We start from the raw sequence: 19,023 nt of genomic DNA, 5'->3' as shown, positions 1-19,023 counted from the left end.
CCCAGCAGCTAGGGCAATGATTCGAAAGGTGCTACAGCTTTTGTCTGCCAAGCAAAGAGTGTGATAGCGTCGTACCATCAACAAGCTCAAGCTCACCGCCAACAGGCACACCATGAGCAATACGACTCGCAGAGACTTGATGGGCGCGACATAATTCCGCAATGTAGTGCGCGGTCGCTTCCCCTTCAACGGTTGGGTTAGTAGCAAGAATGACTTCAGCAATGCCACCACGTTGCAAACGGTAATCCAGCGTATCTAAACCAATATCACTCGGGCCAATACCATCTAAAGGTGATAAGTGCCCCATCAGAACAAAATAACGTCCAGAATATTGGCCTGTAGCTTCAATGGCCGCAATATCAGCAGGGCTTTCGACTACACAGAGTTGGCCATTATCCTGCCGCTTAGGGTTGCTACAAATATGACAAGTTTCTTCTTCAGTGAAAGTTCGACATTCACTGCAATGTCCAATTTCTGTCATGGCTTGGCTTAAAGCATCGGCGAGCTGTAAGCCGCCTTTTCTATCGCGCTGTAACAAATGAAAGGCCATACGCTGTGCTGACTTGGGACCCACCCCAGGCAGACAACGTAAGGCCTCCATCAAATGCTCCAGCATATGACTGGTACGCATTAGTAACCTATTCTGTTTGTTAAAAAGGTCGTTCGTTAAAACGGCATCTTCATACCTGGTGGTAATTGCATACCGCCAGTGACAGAAGCCATTTTTTCTTTTTGAGTCTCTTCCACGCGGCGCGCAGCATCATTGAAAGCGGCGGCAATCAGATCTTCTAGCATCTCTTTGTCGTCTTCCATTAAGCTTTCATCAATCTCTACACGGCGTACGCTGTGGCTACCAGTAATGGTCACTTTTACCAGACCAGCACCAGACTCACCAACCACTTCCATATTCGCAATTTCTTCTTGTAGCTTTTGCATGCGCTCTTGCATTTGTTGGGCTTGCTTCATTAGGTTGCCCATACCGCCTTTACCAAACATGTTTATCTCTCTGGTTGAATTGAGTGTTTCACATAAGGTGGGGTCATAACATATAGATTCAACCCCACACTCGCTTAATTGATTAAATCGGCCGCACACTGTCGCGATCAAGTTCCGCATCAAAACGTCGCTTGAAGAACATTACGTGAGGGTCGGCCTCCAAGCTGTTCAATGCTTGCTCTAATTTGAGTTGGTAAAGACGCTCTCTAAGCTCCAATGGAGTCTCACCTTGCTCACCAATTGTCACGCTAAGGTGGCACTCTTCAGCTAATGTCTCATTGAGCGCTTCTAACAACTCGCTTTGTGCTTTATCGGTATTAAGATGGGCCTGACTTGGCCGCAGCACTAGCTCGATTGATGAGCCCGATTTGTGGTAGACAGAATTAAGTGCTAATTGTTCCACTAACTTGGCAATATCGAGCTGGTGGATCAGAGCTGCCCACTCATCTTGTTCTATCGATTCTGCAAGTAACTTTTCTGCCATCTCTGGCGTTTTAATATGTTCTAGCGCTTGCTTAATTTGTGTCGGTGTCAGCTCTGTTTTTTGTTGTTCAACCACCACAGGTTGCAGCGTTGGACGCCACTGATAAGGCTCGTTGTCCAAGGTTGGGGTAGCTTCAGGAATGGATGTGGACAAAGGCGACACTCGAGCTGATTTTCCATGCGAGGCAACACGCTCAAGCACAGATTCAGATTTAGTCGATGCCGCATTAGGCTTTTTTGTCCCGTTGCTCTTTGTTTCATTCACTCCTTTTGCTGGCTGAGCAACCCCTTGGCGCTGTGAACGCAACTGGTGTCGCAGCCCTGCAATCGGTGAGGGACGTGGAGCTGAAGAAGGTGCCGGTGGTTGAGGAACTGGTGCAGGCTCATACGATTCTGGGGCATATTCCATTGCACTGGACATGTCATCATTCATATCCGCATAGCGGTTATCGTAATCTTGAACGATGCCATAATCAGGCTGAGTATCCTCATGCCTTTGTGGCTCATTAACCTGACTGTCCGATGCGGGAGCCACCGACGTTTGCTTAGATTCAGTTAGAGGCGTTGCCGCTGATGCGGGTTGTAGTGAAGGAGTGCCGTGGCTTGGCACTGCGACATCTGAACTCACTTCAGTACTGAACGTATTCACCAACGATACAGAAGCAGGACGAAACGCCATCATACGTAGCACAATCATTTCCAGCCCCGTTCGAGCGGTTGGCGAGAGTGCTAAATCTTCACGCCCTTTTAAAGCAATTTGATAATAGAGCTGCACATCTTGTGGGCTCAGTGCTTTGCTAAGCAGTTGCACTTTCTCTGAGTCAGGTTGGGTTTTGTCCAGTGTTGCTGGCAACGCTTGATACATCGCAATACGGTGTAACTGCGCCGCGAGTTGTTGTAGTAATCCATCCCAATCCACACCATTTTGTGCTAAATGTGCAACGCTATCCATCGCCGTTTGAGGCTGTTTACTGCTAATGGCTTGCAGTAAATGGAGTGCTTGATCTGTGTCTAGCGTGCCAAGCATTGGGGCGACTACATCGGCCATCACCTGGTTATTACCTAGTGCAATCGCTTGATCAGTTAAGCTAAGTGCATCACGCATACTGCCATCGGCAGCATGAGCGATCATTCTTAATGCTCTCGCTTCACAAGGGATCTGCTCTGCCGCTAAAACATGCTCAAGCTGATCGTGGATATTTTCAACACTGATCGGCTTAAGATGAAACTGTAAGCAGCGCGATAAAATCGTAACCGGCAGCTTTTGCGGATCGGTCGTAGCGAGCAAGAATTTCACATACTCAGGCGGCTCTTCCAACGTTTTAAGCAAAGCGTTAAAACTGTGGCGCGACAGCATGTGAACTTCATCGATTAAGTACACCTTGAAGCGACCGCGAGCAGGCTTGTACTGCACGTTATCAAGTAATTCGCGCGTATCTTCGACTTTGGTTCGTGATGCTGCATCTATTTCTAAAAGATCAACAAAACGGCCTTGGTCAATCTCTCGGCAAGTATCACATTGGCCACAAGGTGTGGCCGTAATACCGGTTTCACAGTTTAACCCCTTGGCAAACAAGCGACCAATCGTCGTCTTGCCGACACCACGTGTACCGCTGAATAAATACGCATGGTGCAATCTATTTTGGGCCAACGCATTTTCTAGTGCAGTTAAGACATGTGCTTGTCCCACCACCTCATTAAATTTTGTTGGTCGCCATTTTCGCGCTAAGGCAAGATAACTCATGAGTACGTCCAGTTGATTAGCTTAGTGACCTTCAAATTCACAAATACTATAAACGTTCAGGCCCAAACCTTGTAAACGTTTGTCTCCGCCAATTTCAGGCAGGTTGATGACAAAAGCTGCGTGCTCAACTTCACCACCAAGCTGGCGGATCAATTTAGTCGTCGCTTCAATCGTACCACCCGTTGCCAGTAGATCATCCACCACCAGCACTTTATCACCTTGTTTGATCGCATCAACGTGAATTTCTAATGTGTCAGTACCGTATTCCAATTCGTAAGATTGAGCTAACGTTTCGCGTGGTAACTTACCCGGCTTACGTACAGGTACAAACCCCAAACCAAGCTCTAAAGCCAATGGCGCGCCAAATAGGAAACCACGCGCTTCTGTACCCACAACTTTGGTAAAGCCCATGTCTTTATATTTTTCGACTAATAAAGCAATGGTTGCTTGATAGGCTTTTGCATCCTCTAGCAGGCTAGTTACATCACGAAACAAAATGCCAGGTTTTGGGTAGTTAGGGATGCTTTGAATGCTCGATTTGATCAAAGAGATAGTTTCGGTTGTCATAACTTACATTTACTTAGATTGGCTCTTCATTTCTCACGATACATTTACGTATCAGAATGATAGAGCGTGAGCTCTCAGCAACATAGATAAGCCACAATATCTTAGCCGCTGAAAAAACAAACGCCCATTCGAAGAATGGGCACACTTCCCCATAATGCTAGTGATTTTCTTGTTGGTTAGCAACCTGCTCATGAGTGGGAAGTCGAATAAACCAAGTGATCAGGACCACAAGCATAGTAAACAACATAATTTTGAGCCAAAAGTGCGGGACAACCCAGATGGAAAAAATAAAGCTTAGAACAATCCACAAACATCCCCGTTGTTTCACTTGCCGCGAAACAGCGCCATGTTGCTGCCAATTATCCAATATTGGGCCTAGCGTCTGATGTTGATGCAACCAAGCATGAAAACGAGGGCTACTTCGTAAGAAGCAAGCGCTAGCAAGGAGTATGAAAGGTGTTGTGGGGAGTAGCGGTAAGAATATGCCTATCACGCCTAACAGAAGGCAGAGCCCACCAGCCACCGTAAGAAGAAAATGACGAATATTGATGGTGAACTCCCAACGTACTATCCAACTCAGAAAGTTGAATAACCATTAAACACACGGATCCAAGTCAGTATTGCTGGCAATGTAGGGATCGAAAGTACGGCAATAAAGCCTAAAAAATAAAAAATGTTGTAAGGTTCTTTAAAATTCTGCTCTTCCATCATAACTTCTCTAGTGTTGGATGACTCCGTTCGTTTTGGCACCATAAACAAAGTTAATGTAACGTAAACGAATTGGGTGATTGTTGTTCTAGACGCGAACTATACCTCAAACAAATCACCGCAAACACCGACTAAAGATAAGGTTATTAACTGCTACCACCTTGGTAAATATTGAGTTTGAAGCTACTCGAACCTAAGCGATTAGTTGATAGCTGACAAGTTGAGTTGATCGGTAAATCTTTAGTGATAAAGTTTTTTAAACAGTTCAGCCCAAGGCTAACACCCGCGGCAATATGTTGAGTTAAGTAGCCATTTGACCATTGACTGTCGAGCCCAGCCGGCAGGATAGAGAGTGTACCTTCGCTTAAATCCGCAATACCGAATACCGCGTTGATTGGATTAGCACACTCTGAGCATTCAATACCTTTTTCCAGTATGTCGGCAAGGTCTTTCAGATCGGCACTGAAGCTTTTTAAGTTGCGAAGATAATCGTGAAACAGAGCACGAACGAGCAATGTTGAAGCCACACTATTTTCATAATGGGCATCTGAATCGACCAAGTAAAAGGCAAACTGCCCGTTCATCAACCATGCATAGTCAAATACCAGCGGCATCACATCCGCCGATTGTAAAAGACGGTAACTACACTTCCAACTGCCTTGTGAAGTATCCTTTTCTGGTAATAACGCGTGCAGCAAATCTTTCGCGGTACTGGGGTTTTCTCGTAAATACTCCAGATGCCAATGCAACTCTTGTTCTTCTGGAATATCACCACCATCATCGACCCGGAACCATTGCGTCGAAAAATCACGCTGATCAGATAAACGGCTAAACGTATCTTCGAGCGTACTTTCTATTGCACTGCTTAAATACTGGTGGTTACCAATCGGTTTAGGAAGAAAATCCTTAACACCAAATCGCAGCACTTTTGCAACATCAGCCATTTCATCAGTTGCAGAGACCACAATCAGTGGCAGCGAGGGATACTCAAGGCTCACCTCTTCAACAAACTCAATGCCGTTCAGTACTGGCATTGCTAAGTCACACACAACAAGGTCAGGCTCCGCATCTTTTAACTTGCGCAACCCCTCTAAGCCATTTTCAGCTTCAAGCACTTTATAGCCTTGAGCCGACAAATAACCACTGGTTATTCGCCTAAAAATTGGGTCATCATCAACGAGCATGATCAGTTTTTGCTCGACATGCTGATTATCTGAAGGTTTTTTCGCCAAGAACTCACTAGCCTGAATGTGAGATTTATACATAATCCTGCCTCACAATGCTTTTAAAAAGCAGTCATTTTATTGTTATAGGATAAATTGATAGGTTACTTTATAAAGTAGTCGCAAAATAAGATTTATACAAATGTTCCACTTTGTAACTCGGTTGCATACTATATATATGGGCTATGTATGGATTGTACGGAATGTTACTTTCGTCAAACAAGTTGATATGACTCAAGATTTGACAAATGATATACGTATAAATTACTCAAATTCGAAAAATAATGTGTCAGGAACAATGAAATTAGATGACCTAAACCTCTTTCGACTGGTTGTCGAAAATGGAAGCTATACCGCAACTTCTCGTAAAACAATGATCCCCGTTGCGACCATTACCCGACGCATTCAAGCATTGGAAGATTCTCTGAATCTTAGGTTGTTGAATCGCCATGCTCGAAAACTTTCGCTGACTGAAGCGGGTGAACGTTTTTTTCAAGAGTGCTCACCGTTGCTGCATCGCTTAGCTGCAACAGCAGAAGAGCTCACCGATGAATGTCGTGGCGCTTCAGGCAAACTAAGAATATCGTCACCATCTAATGTCACGAAACGCATGATGATGCCTATCTTCAATGCCTTCATGATGCAGTACCCAGATATCAACATAGAACTGACCACCAGCAATCAGGCCGATCAACTCGACCCAACCGAATGGGATGTCATTTTTAGAGTTGGCCCTCAACGAGACTCCAGTTTGATTGCGCGAAAAATTAATGAAGTGAAAGATGTGTTAGTCGCAAGCCCAGGGTATTTAGCGAAACACCCTGCACCAACTCATGCCGAAGAGCTCAGTAATCATTCATTATTGAAGGGATATCCTCTAGTAAAATGGCAGTTGACCAACAATAAAGGGGAATGCGTGGTCAATTGTGATACTGGTCGTTTTCAGGCCAACGCTTTAAACGTAGTGCGCAGCGCTTGCTCTGAGGGGCTGGGTATCACCTTAATGCCAGACGTGATGATTAAAGAATTTATCGAAGAAGGCAGCTTAGTCAGAGTACTGGAAGACTGGGTTTCCAACCCTCGTGATATTTATATGCTGTATAACCACAAGGATCATCTACCTGAAAAAGTCAGGCTATTTATTGATTTTGTGATTGCCTATCACATCCACTAGATTTTAGGCCCAGCATTGCTGGGCCATGAGTTATCGCAGCGGCAGATAGTCAATAAACTCGCTATAGAAACTCAATAAATTTACTCAAATCACGTTCAGGCACTTTCATTGGCGTGCACCCTGCGGTTCCTAGGTATAAGAAACCAACGATTTGATCATCGCCCTTAGCACCTAATGCTTGCCGAACGTGAGAGTGGAACATCCAGCTTCCCGAACGCCAGAAACCTTGAAAACCTTGGGCTACCGCAGCCATTTGCATCGCTTGTACTGCGCATCCCGCAGAGAGATGCTGTTCAATCGCTGGCACCTTTTCATGCTCCGTTACTTTCGCGATCACTGTGATTACCATGGGTGCTCGAAACGGTGCATTTTTCGCTTTTTCTATCTCTGCATCACTGCCGTTATCCGCTCGCACAGCAGACGCCAAAATACCCGACAACTTTTGCAAACCCGCTCCCTGAGCAATCACGAAACGCCAAGGGGTTAAACCGCCATGATCGGGCGCTCGCAAGCCTGCTCTAATAATATTTTCCAAGACCAGGCCTTCAGGTGCTGGCGATGTGAGATTGGCGATTGAACGACGGTTAAGCAGCAACTCTAGTGCATCCATTTCGATTCCTTATTGATGATTTTCCATAATCTTATACCAAACTGAGAATAACTCGCATAAAGAGATGACCTCATTGGCTATAAATGAAAAAAAGCGAGGATATTCCCTCGCCTAATTTAAGCAAACATATGAATGAAAACAGCCGAGATGACTACGGATAAAAACGTGCTTCAACCCCAGCTCGAGTCAGTAGCCCATCACAAGGAGCGAATTTATCGCCATACTTCTCAGCATGTTGATTCATCATTTCCACTAATTTCTTGATACCAATTTGGTCTATGTAACGGAATGGGCCGCCCAAAAACGGCGGGAAACCGATACCGAAAATCGCACCAATATCGCCATCTCGCGCACAACGAATTACGCCCTCATCCAAACAACGTACGGCTTCATTCAGCATAAGTAGCACGCAACGCAGCGCGATCTCCTTATCACTCTGTTTAGCATCTGGCGTTATTTTCAGCAATTTATAGATAGATTTGTCGATTTCTTTTTTCTTACCTTTATAGGTATAGAATCCCTTACCACTTTTACGCCCTTTGCGATTGTCATTGAGCAGCAAATCAAATACGTCTGGTCCTTGAAAACGTGGGCCGAGTTCTTGCACTAGAATTGGCATGATTTTCGAGCCAACATCAATGCCCACTTCGTCCAATAACGTGATAGGGCCGACTGGGAAACCGAAATCGAGCAAAGCCGTATCTATCTTTTCAATCGACTCACCCGCCATCAGGATCTGCGCCGCTTCATTCATGTAAGGTGCAAGGATACGGTTAACATAAAAACCAGCGCAATCTTTGACCACAATCGGCGTTTTGCCCTGTTTTTTCGCCAAGGCCACTACTGTGGCTATCGTCTCTTGCGATGTGGTTTGATGAGGGATCACTTCCACCAGAGGCATTTTTTCAACAGGACTGAAATAGTGCAATCCAATCACATTCTCTGGACGCGCCGCCTTCGCTGCAATTTTCTGGATTGGAAGCGAGGAAGTATTCGTCGCAAAAATGGTGCTGGTTTTGGCATTCGCTTCAACATCAGCCACCATTTGCTGCTTAAGCGTGAGATCTTCAAATACCGCTTCAATGACAACATCGATATGCTGATAGCTGGTAAAATCAATCCCGCCAGACAATTGCGCCATTTTTGTCTGCATCTGCGCTTTGGATAAAATGCGACGCTTGCGCTGTTTATCGAATAATTTGTAGTTGTAATTGAGCGCGTTTAATACCCCATCATTCGAAACATCTTTGATTCGTACGGGAACCTTGGCTTTTGCAACGCTAACATGGCTGATCCCTGCCCCCATTAAACCACCACCTAATACGCCGATACGTTTCACGGTTTGAGGTTTTGCGTCGCTGCCCGTCTCTTTTTTCATTTCGGTGGTGGCAAAGAAAATCGAGCGCAGTGCTTTGGATTCCGAGCTCATCACCAAATCACCAAATCGCTTCGCTTCAAGCTCTAACCCGGCTTTCAAACCACGATCTAAACCGTGACGGATCACCTCTAAAATCGCGTCTGCGGCTGGGTAATTACCTCGTGTTTTTTGCTTAGTCTTTTTAGCGGCCTGATCAAAAATTAATTTGCGACCAAGCTGCGTATGAGAAATTAATTTCTCTTTGGCCGACGTATTGGCCTGATGACGTTTTTTCCCAGAATTATCGAGCACATACTTCTTGGCCACATCCAGCAAGATAGTCTCTGCTACGCAAGCATCAATAACACCCAGCTGTTTTGCTTTTTTTGCGCGCAGCTGTTTACCCGTCAAAATCAAATCAAGAGAAGGTAACAAACCAATCAAACGCGGCAACCGCTGCGTTCCACCGGAGCCTGGTAGCAAGCCTAATTGCACTTCGGGCAAACCCAAACGCGTGATATCCGCGTCGCTGCACACCCGGTAGTGACAAGCCAGCGCCAGCTCTAAACCACCACCTAAGCATGGGCCATGAATCGCGGCAACCACTGGGAATGGCAAATCCGATAAGGTTTGAAACATCTCCTGACCTTGCTTGGCCAAGGCTTGTGCTTCGCTGGCCGATTGGCAAGCGTTCAGCATACGGACATCCGCTCCAGCAATGAAATTATCTGGCTTAAGCGAGTGAATCACCATCCCCTTTAGGCTGGTTTTTTGAGCCTCCAAGGTCGCAAAAACCTCTTGCATCTCTTGGGCAAACGCCGCTTGTAGCGTATTCATTTTTTCGCCGGGAACATCAATCGCCAGCCACGCAATATTTTGTTCATCAATTGTTAAATGAAAAGCTCTCTCTGTGCTCATTATTCAACCTCCAAAATCATTGCCGCGCCCAAACCACCCGCTGCACAAGCGGTATTCAGCCCTAAACCACCACCACGTCGTTTTAGTTCACGCAGTGTTTGTGTGATCATGCGCGCACCCGTCGCCGCAAAGGGGTGACCATACGCAATAGAACCACCTAGCACATTAAATTTATCCATATCAATTTCGCCAATCGCTTTTGCTCGACCAAGATGTTCCTGTGCAAACTTATCACTGGCGAACATTTTCATATTAGAGAGGGTTTGCGCGGCAAACGCTTCATGCATGTCAATCAATGTGAGATCGGAAAGCTCAATACCTGCACGTTGTAAGGCTAACGGTGTCGCATAAGACGGTCCCATTAACATATCGTGTTCAACACCAATCGCTGAAAAAGCGTAAGAACGGATATAACCCATAATCTCCAAACCAAGCTCTTTAGCACGGCCTTCACGCATTAATAGAATAGCGGCAGCGCCATCGGTGAGTGGTGTGCTGTTGGCGGCCGTCACGCTACCATATTGCCTATCAAACGCTGGACGTAACTTGGCATAACCTTCCAGAGTCGAGTCATGACGAATATTGTTATCTTCAGCGATCCACTTTTTATAGGGCTCTGGGAATGCCGTCATGACTTCGCCTTGGATTTTGCCCTCTTTCCAAGCTTGTGAAGCTAAAGAGTGAGAACGATGTGCCAAAGCATCTTGATCCAGTCGGCTTATGTGATGAGATTTTGCCATCTGCTCAGCCGTTTGCCCCATCGAAAGGCCCGTTGAATATTCAGCGACCGCGGGGGGGACTGGCATTAAATCTTTAAAAGATAATGATTTTAAGATGCTGAGTTTCTGAGCAACGGTTTTGGTTTTACTTAAAGCGAGTAAGCTAGCGGCTAATTTTTTAGACACTCCAATCGGCAAAACGGAAGACGAATCGGCACCACCAGCCATACCAATATCAATCGTGCCAGCCATTATGCTTTCAGCCACATTCACCGCCGCCTGAAAACTGGTAGCGCACGCTCGTGTGACGCTGTACGCATCGGTATGGATGTTCATTCCTGTGCCTAAAACGATCTCACGCGCGATGTTTGGTGCCTCAGGCATTTGCACGACTTGTCCAAAGACGAGTTGTTCGATCAATTTAGGATCGAGTTCCGTTCGCGCAAGCAGTTCACTCACCACCATCTTGCCTAAATCGACTGCAGGAACTTGACTAAATTCGGTACTTTGACGCGCAAAAGGGGTACGCAACCCCGCGACGATAGCCACACGCTCACCAGAGCGCGTTTTGACTTCCTGTTTGCCCATTGTTTCTCCTTAGAATAGAGGTCTGACCTGGCACATTGTAACGAGGTTGTTAAAACAATCAAACAAGTGTTTAAATAAACGTGATATTCGCATCGAATCGAAGAAAGTAATGTAGGTAAAGGAGATGGATAATCACTTAATCTTTAAATGAATAATGGAGTTATACCCAAACAACTTGGAGTTGCAGGTAGGCGGCAAGTGAGTGAGTCCCAATAAGCATAGGCAAACGAACGAACGTAGCCAACACCGCTGCGGCTTCAAGTAGGAAGGGTATATAAGCAAAAAAAAACCACACAATAATGTGTGGTCGGAATATATAAAGCAATTAACTTACGCCAATTGAAATAATCAGTTTCCTGATTAGGAGAAAGTAAAGTCAGCCTTCAAAAGGAAGTGTCATCTTGCTCAACATGTTAGTCGCAATGACTAACGAGATGACAAGGTGTACTATAGCCACTTCGTGCTATGAGATTTTGAAGTAGATCAATTTTATATTGATTTATTCCATACTATGAAATTAAAAAGCCGTCGACGCTTGAATTGATGTTACCGAACAACTTGAACGGATCGAAAGCGAACGAATACGCGAAGCGTTCATCGCAAGACGACCATAAAATGGCCTAAACAAAGAAGAAATCACAGAGCAAACGGAGACTCATGTGTCGATAATAACCATGTTTGGAAAGAAAAAGTCCAGCAGCCCGGTCAATAGTAATATTGACAGACAGAGAAAATATGAAACGCTTGTGCGTGCTTATCACCGAGATCTTTTTCGTTATGCCTATTGGCTATGTAAAGATAAAAGCATTGCTGAAGATTTAGTCCAAGAAACCTGCTTGAGGGCTTGGAAATCTCTCGATAGTTTGCTCGACGAGAAAGCGGCCAAATCGTGGCTTATAACTATTCTTCGTCGCGAGAACGCGCGCCGCTTTGAACGCAAGCAGTTTGAGTTGGTCGATATTGATGACTACAGCGGTGACGTAAAAGTCAACGATGATCCTCATCATCAACAAGAGTGGTTGCAGGCACAGATAATGAAGCTGGATATTGAATACCGCGAACCTCTTTTCCTACAAGTCATTGGTGGTTTTAGTGGTGATGAAATTGGCGAGATCCTCGAACTCAATAAGAACACGGTCATGACTCGTCTGTTTCGAGCTCGTAATCAATTAAAAGAACAATTGGATTCATCAGAAGCGTATAAGGGGCAGCAAAATGGATGAATTAGAATTTCGCCGCCGAGTTATGTCCGATCCAAAACAGCATGACCAAGAGATTATCCAAGCGGTATCCACTAGTGATACTAATCGTCAGTTCCTAGAGGACATATTGAGCTTAGATGCAACGATTGCTACTGCAATGAATGTAGACGTGCCTGACGATCTCGCAGACCGTATTCTATTTAGTCAAACCACAATGGCAAGCAATGTCATCCGCCCTACTTTTGCCAAGCAAGCGATGACATTGGCTGCATCGATTGCTTTTGTGTTTGGTTTATTGGTTGGCCAAATCAATTGGCGAAATGTGCTCATTCCACCGGCGCAGGCAAGCCTAATGGACACTGCCATCAAACACGTCATTGATGAAGAAGGCTTTGTCAACCAACTGGATGAACAAGTGAATTCAACGCAGATCAACGCCAAAATGCTGCCATTCGCTTATCAGTTAAGCAGTAACTTCCCTTACCACGTTTATTACCTAAACCACTGTGGTTTTGGCAAGGCAAACGCTCTGCACATGGTTTTTCAAGGTGAAAGCGGGAAAGTGACGCTCTTTTTCACAGGCATTGCCAGTGAACAAGCCGTGAACTTTAATGAGCAAGGCATGGCAGGAATCATCGAACCCGTCGGTGATGCTAGCCTGATCCTTGTCGGTGAAAATGGCGAAGATGTCACGAACATCGCTAAAAAACTAATGCCTATGCTAAAACCTTCCCATTAAAACCATTCCTGGCCTGTATATAATGCAGGTCAGGTTCTCCAGATTAAAATAGAGCATGAACTCTATAAACAAGCATTTTCCGCCTTTTTCCTGCCAAATAGACATCATTTCTGCAATTTTATCATTCAATTAGACAATGGTCGGATTTCTATCTTCTATACTTGCCTCTAGTATCAGCCACCAATTGAGCATTTGCTCAAAAACAACGTCCATTAGAGGCGATGAAATCAAAAAGGAAAAGCACCATGAACAAGACGCGTCTGTTTAAAAAATCGTTACTTGCCGTAACGGTAGCTCTCGCTTCACAACAAGCACTGGCAGCGGGCTTTCAGCTCAATGCACAATCTGCGACTGGCCTAGGTCGTGCATTTGCGGGTGATGCTGTTATTGCCGATAACGCATCGGTGATGGCTCGTAACCCTGCCGCAATGGCGTTGTTTGATGAAACCTCACTCTCTTTGGGCTTTGTATCGATCACATCGAAAATAAAAGTTAAAGATGCAAAATATTCAGCGATTACAGCACCTGGCTCATCTTTTGATTCAAATTATGATGATGCGGGTGACACTTCTATTGCACCGAATATTCACTTAATTGTGCCAGTCAATGATCAATTTGCATGGGGTATTAATGCCTATTCAAACTTCGGTACAAAAACTGAGTTTGATAGCTCCTTTGTTGGCGCTGAATACGGCGGCTTAACTGATGTGAAAAGTGCAAACTTTGGTTTATCAGGTTCTTACCGTTTAAATGAACAATGGAGTCTAGGTTTAGGTTTAGATTTGATTTATGGTCAAGGAAAACTCGAACGAAAAACAAGTCAATACCTAGGTAGCTCTACAGCGTTAGAAGCTGATGCCGATGGTTGGGCATTAGGCTTTAACTTAGGCACTGTTTATGAGCTGGATGAACATAACCGCTTTGGTTTTTCTTACCGTTATAGCCCAGACTTAGAAGCTGATGGAGATGTCAATTATTCTCGTTCAGGAAAAGGTAAAGTTGATGACACTCTCATTATGCCACTTCCTGATATGGCTGAATTCTCAGGCTTCCACCGCTTAAATGAACAGTTTGCCGTGCATTATAGCGTTCAATGGATTGGCTGGGCTGAGTTTGACAAGCTAGAAGCTAAAACAAGCGGGGTATTGAACGAGTATAAATGGCAAAATGGTATGCATTACTCGATTGGTGGTACTTACTACTTAAACCAAGATTGGACACTGCGTGCTGGCTACATGTATGACACCAGTGCTCAAGATCAAAAAACATCCGTTTCAGTTCCTGATTCAGATCGTAACTGGCTGTCGGCTGGCTTTACTTACCATTTAGACCAACACTCAAACATTGATTTTGGTTTCACGTATTTAATGGGCAAAGACGTTCAGGTTAACGAATCCACACCTCACCCAACATTACCAGTAGAGCTGTCTTCTATTTCAGCAACGACCCACGCAGATGCAATCCTAGTCGGCTTACAATATAGCCGCAGCTTCTAAGCGCAACGTTTATTAGCATAGCGTCAATAAAGGGCTGGTTTTCCAGCCCTTTTTAATGCTTGTAATATCATCTCCTCGCCTAATTCAGCTAACAACTGTACCTTTTTGGCCTTAAACCACACTACAAGTGTTCGCCAAAAATCAGAAACACTTTTGCAACAAGCAGAGCATTACGCTTATAATTAAATCTTTAATAGATTTTAATTTCAAAAACAACAAATTCACTGCTTTATATTTTTAAAGCATTAGCTCTAACCTTAAAATCCCCACACCGAATTCAAATATTTCAGCGAACATTATAATGAAATCAAATAAAACTCTTCTTTCACTTGCAGTGGCATGTGGACTATTCAGCGTATCAAACGCATCTCAAGCCGCCGGTTTCCAATTGGCAGAATACTCTGCAACAGGCCTTGGGCGTGCTTACGCCGGTGAAGCGGCTATGGCTGATAACGCCAGTGCACAATGGCGTAACCCTGCCATGCTGACTTATTTGAAAGGTACGCAAATTTCTGTTGGTGCAATTTACGTTAACCCGAATGTTGATGTGAATGGCACCGTGAGCCACTCATTACTTGGCACAACGCAAGCAAGCGCAAAAGACTTCGCTCATGATGCGGTTATTCCTAATTTTTACTTATCTCATCAGTTGAATGAACAACTAGTGCTGGGCTTTGCGCTAGGAACAAACTATGGGATGGAAACCGAACTGGGTAATGATTTTGCTGCCTCACACTTTGGCAATCAAGCAAGCGTTATTACTAAAGAAGCGAATCTCAATGTCGCTTATCAAGTAACCACTGAATTTAGTATTGGTGGTGGCGTACGCTATGTGATCGGAGAAGGCCATTTTGGTGCCACCGCTCCAGCAAAAAATGCACTGACTCTTCCGCAAGGTACAACCCTAAAATATATGGAAGGCGAAGATAACTCTTGGGGATGGCAAGTCGGTACAGCTTGGCAGATCAATGAAACAAACCGTATTGGCGCAAGCTATAAATCCGAAGTGATGATGGATTTTGATGGGCACGCTAAAGGCATTACTTACGGTGCTTACAAACCTGGGATGATGTCTGTTGCCTTGCCCGCCACAGCAGAGCTTGCTAGTTACCATCAATTAAATGAGAAACTGGCACTGCATGCCAGCGTGAACTGGACAGATTGGAGCTCATTCAAGGAACTGACTGCCGTATTCCCAGAGAAATCAGATCTGATCAAATCAGAAAACTGGGAAGATAACTACCGCTTTGCCTTAGGTGCGACTTACCAATACGACGCTAAAATCGCTCTGCGTACAGGTATTGCGTATGACACATCAGCAGTGGACGATAAAAACCGCACAGCAACAATCCCAGAGACTGACCGAACTTGGCTTAGTATCGGTGCAAGTTACGTTGCCACACCACAGCTAACACTTGACGCTGGCTTTACCTATATTTTTGCAAAAGATGCCACCATCAACGAACCGAGAGATGCCTCTGATGCCACTTCAGCACAAATTGGTGGTGCATTTAATGGTGAAGTAACGGGCAATGTTTGGCTTATCGGTGTACAAGCCAATTACCGCTTCTAAACTCATTAGAGATACTCCCAGAGGCCAGAGCACTGCTCTGGCTTTTTTATTCCTTGTAATTTCGATGGTTTTTGCTGCCGAGTAGTTGAGCTATGATAGCGGCAACGCTATTAATGAACAGGATTGAGCATGTCGACTGAAGAAATTAAAAATGAACGCCATAAAGCGAGACAACAGAAAGTAAAAGAGCAAGTCGATGCACGAATTGCCGCGGCTCAGCAAGAGAAAGGGTTGTTATTGATCATTACCGGCAATGGTAAAGGGAAATCCACCTCAGGTTTTGGCACCATTGCGCGCGCTGTCGGCCACGGTTTGAAATGTTCGGTAGCTCAGTTCATTAAAGGAACCTGGGAAAACGGTGAACGTAATCTGCTTGAAAAACTGGGCGTCGAATTTCAAGTCATGGCGACGGGCTTTACTTGGGAAACGCAAAACAAAGAAGCCGATACCGCAGCGGCGCAAGGGGTTTGGCAAGAATGCAAACGCATGCTTAAAGATGAGTCGATTGATGTGGTGTTGTTTGATGAGCTGACCTACATGGTGAGCTATGGCTATATCGAATTAGACGAAGTGATTGAAGCCTTAACAACACGGCCAACAATGCAGTCGGTGGTGATCACGGGCCGAGGAGCACACCGCAGCTTGATTGAAATCGCCGATACGGTGTCGGAAGTCAAAAATGTGAAACACGCCTTTGAGTCGGGCATCAAAGCACGAAAAGGCATCGACTGGTGATAAAAAAGCCTCCTCTAAATTGAGGAGGCTTGATCAATCATAATGAAATCAACCCAGTAAATTACTTAAAAAGACTTTTTAATAAGCCATCAACCGCTTTCTTGGTTTTCTCGTCTTTTATCTCAACGCCGAGCTTTTCCAAGCCACGGTCAATCTCTTTTTCCGCTTTTTGTCTTAACACATCATCAAAAACCAATTTGAATTTAGGATCGCTCCATTGCCCTGAGATGTTGATAGGAATCGTGACATCTCGCAACTCATCAATGTCTTTGCCACCTTGCCCCTCTAGCGTTCCCACCACAGAAGTGCTCACCAAAAAATCAACCGTTTGTTGCAGATAATTCGCTTTACCCTCACCACGAATACGCAACAGTGGTGATTGCATGGCGAGGTTATTGGTGGTGACTTCCCCTTTGTTCAATTTCAGCGTAGCGGTCATGGCGCTAAAATCGGTTTTCTTCACTGGGTCATCATCAACTTTCTTACCTTTAATTTTGGCGTAATTGCTACGGATAAGGTGAGCGACATTAATACCGTTGACTGCACCATCGGCAAAGTTGATGTTCACGGTTCCGACAAGGTTTTGTTGAATGCCCGTTGGCGTCAAACTGCGCCCTTTTACGTCCACATCGATGTTACCCGTGCCTTGTAACATCTCATTATTGAGTACATCTTTTAATAGCGGCAGCACCTGTACTCCCTTAACGCTTTTTTTAGCGCTATAAGTGGCAGGTACTTTGGTTGCATCCAGTTGAGCGGTCGCCTGAATCGTACCTTGGTAAAGGTTGGCACTGAATGAGGTTAAATTCACGATGCCACGATCGACACTAAAGCTGGTTTGCACATTCTGTAATCGAGCATTATTAGCTTTGAACTTGTCTATGGTGACCTTACCTTGCACATCCAACGTTTTTAATGCACTGAGATCCGGTTCCACTTCAGCGCTCACCGTAGCAGGCGCTGCTGACGTTGAACCTGACGATGCCTTACTTTCACTCACGGCACTGCTTGCCGTTGCTGGATTCGCAAGCCCTAAAAATTCATCCAAATCGATATTTGGGCTATGCATATTGAAGCGGATTTTAGGGATCTCAGCCAACGTCACTTTGACATCACCATCAAATTCTAATGCATTGGCGGTTAATTTACTGAGTAAGACATCCAGTTGGTTTTTAGAGAGATCAAAACGAATGTTCGAAGTTAAACCAATCTGCATTGGGCTTTGTGGCAAACTGGTTCCTTCTAGATTAGTATCCAACACCAGCGTATCAATCTTCACCAAGCTCATGGCTTTATCGAGAGTCAGTTGCGCACTCCCCTTCGCATCGAGTTTTAGATCAGCCGCCTTTCCTTTCACGCTGAATGACAGCGCATTCTTCTTACCAAACTCGAACGTGGCTAATTCAATCTTCGCAGAATCAATCTGGTTTGATGGGTCATTAAAGCTCGCATCAAGCACAACGTTCTTCAGCGCATAATCCTTGAAACCAGCGGCTAATTTGAATTCAGCTCGCCCTTCTGCGGCAAAGCTTTGTTGGTTATTTTTACCTTTGGCGGCAAAAGTTGCTGACGTCCATTTGTCCACCGCAAACTCTGAAAGATTTACCGCCACGTCATACAGCTTGGTATGTGTACCGGCTTTACGGTCTTGTATTTCCAGTAATGCGTTTTCGACGCTAACGCCCGCTAAGTTAATCGTCCACTCTTGAACAGGGTTGCTCGCATTGACGCTGCTTGTCTCTTCTTGTGCTGGTTTTGTTTCGTTTACGGCGGAAGAGGCGGCTGGTTGAGGCGCGGCTTGAGTTAAGCTATCTAAGTTTGAACGGCCATCTTTAAGGGTTTCAAGATGGAACTCAGCACCATTTAGGCGGATGTTGCCAATTTCCAGTTGCTTATCCAGTAATGGCATCACCGAAATTTCAATACCAACTTGATCGACTTTAAACAGGTTTGGAGCGCTGAAACCTTGTGGGTTTCTGAGTTCAGTTTTGCCCAGCTCAAAGCCAAGCGAAGGGAAGAAACTCCAACTGATATCTCCTTCAATGACTAAGTCCAACCCCGTTTTCTGTTTGGCTTGTTCTACAATCAAGGGCTTAAATTGGTTAGGATTGACCAACAGGACAAGTGCGAGCGCGGCAGCGATTAACGCGCCGATGATAATGGCAATGAAAAGAAACAGTTTTTTCATCAG

16 protein-coding genes are annotated in these 19,023 nt (G+C 45.0%); 6 read left to right on the top strand and 10 right to left on the bottom strand.

Going from position 1 to position 19,023, the window contains the following annotated elements; genetic code table 11:
* Positions 1-31 precede the first annotated feature (31 nt).
* The 6 genes from recR to AACT42_RS03350 all read right to left on the bottom strand — a co-directional run bounded on the left by recR (position 32) and on the right by AACT42_RS03350 (position 5,763).
* Entirely contained in the window at positions 32-631 is a 600-nt protein-coding gene (gene recR, locus AACT42_RS03375; RefSeq protein WP_013857236.1) for a recombination mediator RecR, read from the bottom strand.
* Between the two features lie 35 nt (positions 632-666).
* On the bottom strand, positions 667-996 hold the full coding sequence (locus AACT42_RS03370; RefSeq protein ID WP_013857237.1) for a YbaB/EbfC family nucleoid-associated protein: 330 nt from the start codon (positions 994-996) through the stop codon (positions 667-669).
* An 82-nt stretch (positions 997-1,078) separates the two neighbouring features.
* A complete protein-coding gene (gene dnaX, locus AACT42_RS03365) occupies positions 1,079-3,223 on the bottom strand; it encodes a DNA polymerase III subunit gamma/tau (RefSeq protein ID WP_088732136.1) in 2,145 nt (714 codons plus the stop codon).
* 21 nt (positions 3,224-3,244) lie between these two features.
* Positions 3,245-3,790, bottom strand: a complete 546-nt coding sequence (gene apt / locus AACT42_RS03360; RefSeq protein ID WP_013857239.1) for an adenine phosphoribosyltransferase — start codon at positions 3,788-3,790, stop codon at positions 3,245-3,247.
* Between the two features lie 157 nt (positions 3,791-3,947).
* Entirely contained in the window at positions 3,948-4,313 is a 366-nt protein-coding gene (locus AACT42_RS03355; protein ID WP_017047807.1) for a YbaN family protein, read from the bottom strand.
* Positions 4,314-4,644: 331 nt separating this feature from the next.
* On the bottom strand, positions 4,645-5,763 hold the full coding sequence (locus tag AACT42_RS03350) for a response regulator (protein WP_094134220.1): 1,119 nt from the start codon (positions 5,761-5,763) through the stop codon (positions 4,645-4,647).
* Positions 5,764-6,019: 256 nt separating this feature from the next.
* Here AACT42_RS03350 and AACT42_RS03345 point away from each other — a divergent pair, with 256 nt between their 5' ends.
* Positions 6,020-6,895, top strand: coding sequence for a LysR family transcriptional regulator (locus AACT42_RS03345; RefSeq protein ID WP_026027659.1), 876 nt, complete (start codon positions 6,020-6,022; stop codon positions 6,893-6,895).
* 61 nt (positions 6,896-6,956) lie between these two features.
* On the opposite strand, the gene AACT42_RS03340 is transcribed toward AACT42_RS03345, so the two are convergent.
* The 3 genes from AACT42_RS03340 to fadI all read right to left on the bottom strand — a co-directional run bounded on the left by AACT42_RS03340 (position 6,957) and on the right by fadI (position 11,087).
* The gene (locus AACT42_RS03340; RefSeq protein WP_013857243.1) at positions 6,957-7,505 is read right to left on the bottom strand and encodes an NAD(P)H nitroreductase; all 549 of its coding nucleotides are present in this window, start codon (positions 7,503-7,505) and stop codon (positions 6,957-6,959) included.
* 151 nt (positions 7,506-7,656) lie between these two features.
* The gene (gene fadJ / locus AACT42_RS03335; RefSeq protein ID WP_088721090.1) at positions 7,657-9,780 is read right to left on the bottom strand and encodes a fatty acid oxidation complex subunit alpha FadJ; all 2,124 of its coding nucleotides are present in this window, start codon (positions 9,778-9,780) and stop codon (positions 7,657-7,659) included.
* Positions 9,780-11,087, bottom strand: a complete 1,308-nt coding sequence (gene fadI, locus AACT42_RS03330; protein WP_013857245.1) for an acetyl-CoA C-acyltransferase FadI — start codon at positions 11,085-11,087, stop codon at positions 9,780-9,782. The genes fadJ and fadI overlap by 1 nt, the downstream gene beginning before the upstream one ends.
* Positions 11,088-11,761: 674 nt before the next feature.
* On the opposite strand from fadI, the gene AACT42_RS03325 reads away from it, so the two are divergent.
* The 5 genes from AACT42_RS03325 to cobO all read left to right on the top strand — a co-directional run bounded on the left by AACT42_RS03325 (position 11,762) and on the right by cobO (position 16,832).
* Positions 11,762-12,310, top strand: coding sequence for a sigma-70 family RNA polymerase sigma factor (locus tag AACT42_RS03325; RefSeq protein WP_088717986.1), 549 nt, complete (start codon positions 11,762-11,764; stop codon positions 12,308-12,310).
* Positions 12,303-13,028, top strand: coding sequence for a DUF3379 domain-containing protein (locus AACT42_RS03320; RefSeq protein ID WP_094125257.1), 726 nt, complete (start codon positions 12,303-12,305; stop codon positions 13,026-13,028). Before AACT42_RS03325 ends, AACT42_RS03320 begins: the two co-directional genes overlap by 8 nt.
* A 245-nt stretch (positions 13,029-13,273) precedes the next feature.
* Positions 13,274-14,524 (top strand): outer membrane protein transport protein, encoded by a 1,251-nt coding sequence (locus AACT42_RS03315; RefSeq protein WP_094132906.1) that lies wholly within the window; start codon positions 13,274-13,276, stop codon positions 14,522-14,524.
* Positions 14,525-14,825: 301 nt separating this feature from the next.
* Positions 14,826-16,097 (top strand): outer membrane protein transport protein, encoded by a 1,272-nt coding sequence (locus tag AACT42_RS03310; protein WP_094132908.1) that lies wholly within the window; start codon positions 14,826-14,828, stop codon positions 16,095-16,097.
* Between the two features lie 129 nt (positions 16,098-16,226).
* Positions 16,227-16,832, top strand: coding sequence for a cob(I)yrinic acid a,c-diamide adenosyltransferase (cobO, locus tag AACT42_RS03305; RefSeq protein WP_026028813.1), 606 nt, complete (start codon positions 16,227-16,229; stop codon positions 16,830-16,832).
* Between the two features lie 61 nt (positions 16,833-16,893).
* Here cobO and AACT42_RS03300 read toward each other — a convergent pair whose 3' ends face one another.
* Positions 16,894-19,020 (bottom strand): AsmA family protein, encoded by a 2,127-nt coding sequence (locus AACT42_RS03300; RefSeq protein WP_094132909.1) that lies wholly within the window; start codon positions 19,018-19,020, stop codon positions 16,894-16,896.
* Positions 19,021-19,023: the final 3 nt, after the last annotated feature.

The sequence above is a fragment of the Vibrio sp. V15_P4S5T153 genome (assembly GCF_963874485.1).
Taxonomy (GTDB): Bacteria; Pseudomonadota; Gammaproteobacteria; order Enterobacterales; family Vibrionaceae; genus Vibrio; species Vibrio anguillarum.
Note: the sequence above shows the minus strand (reverse complement) of the source record. Positions and strands in the feature narration are given on the sequence as shown.

What these genes read in the sequence shown, in the direction of transcription:
- AACT42_RS03300 (WP_094132909.1), bottom strand. Translation starts at nt 19,020, where the DNA reads ATGAAAAAACTGTTTCTTTTCATTGCCATTATCATCGGCGCGTTAATC.
- AACT42_RS03325 (WP_088717986.1), top strand. Translation starts at nt 11,762, where the DNA reads ATGTTTGGAAAGAAAAAGTCCAGCAGCCCGGTCAATAGTAATATTGAC.
- dnaX (WP_088732136.1), bottom strand. Translation starts at nt 3,223, where the DNA reads ATGAGTTATCTTGCCTTAGCGCGAAAATGGCGACCAACAAAATTTAAT.
- cobO (WP_026028813.1), top strand. Translation starts at nt 16,227, where the DNA reads ATGTCGACTGAAGAAATTAAAAATGAACGCCATAAAGCGAGACAACAG.
- AACT42_RS03345 (WP_026027659.1), top strand. Translation starts at nt 6,020, where the DNA reads ATGAAATTAGATGACCTAAACCTCTTTCGACTGGTTGTCGAAAATGGA.
- fadI (WP_013857245.1), bottom strand. Translation starts at nt 11,087, where the DNA reads ATGGGCAAACAGGAAGTCAAAACGCGCTCTGGTGAGCGTGTGGCTATC.
- AACT42_RS03350 (WP_094134220.1), bottom strand. Translation starts at nt 5,763, where the DNA reads ATGTATAAATCTCACATTCAGGCTAGTGAGTTCTTGGCGAAAAAACCT.
- AACT42_RS03315 (WP_094132906.1), top strand. Translation starts at nt 13,274, where the DNA reads ATGAACAAGACGCGTCTGTTTAAAAAATCGTTACTTGCCGTAACGGTA.
- AACT42_RS03310 (WP_094132908.1), top strand. Translation starts at nt 14,826, where the DNA reads ATGAAATCAAATAAAACTCTTCTTTCACTTGCAGTGGCATGTGGACTA.
- AACT42_RS03320 (WP_094125257.1), top strand. Translation starts at nt 12,303, where the DNA reads ATGGATGAATTAGAATTTCGCCGCCGAGTTATGTCCGATCCAAAACAG.
- apt (WP_013857239.1), bottom strand. Translation starts at nt 3,790, where the DNA reads ATGACAACCGAAACTATCTCTTTGATCAAATCGAGCATTCAAAGCATC.
- AACT42_RS03340 (WP_013857243.1), bottom strand. Translation starts at nt 7,505, where the DNA reads ATGGATGCACTAGAGTTGCTGCTTAACCGTCGTTCAATCGCCAATCTC.
- fadJ (WP_088721090.1), bottom strand. Translation starts at nt 9,780, where the DNA reads ATGAGCACAGAGAGAGCTTTTCATTTAACAATTGATGAACAAAATATT.
- AACT42_RS03370 (WP_013857237.1), bottom strand. Translation starts at nt 996, where the DNA reads ATGTTTGGTAAAGGCGGTATGGGCAACCTAATGAAGCAAGCCCAACAA.
- recR (WP_013857236.1), bottom strand. Translation starts at nt 631, where the DNA reads ATGCGTACCAGTCATATGCTGGAGCATTTGATGGAGGCCTTACGTTGT.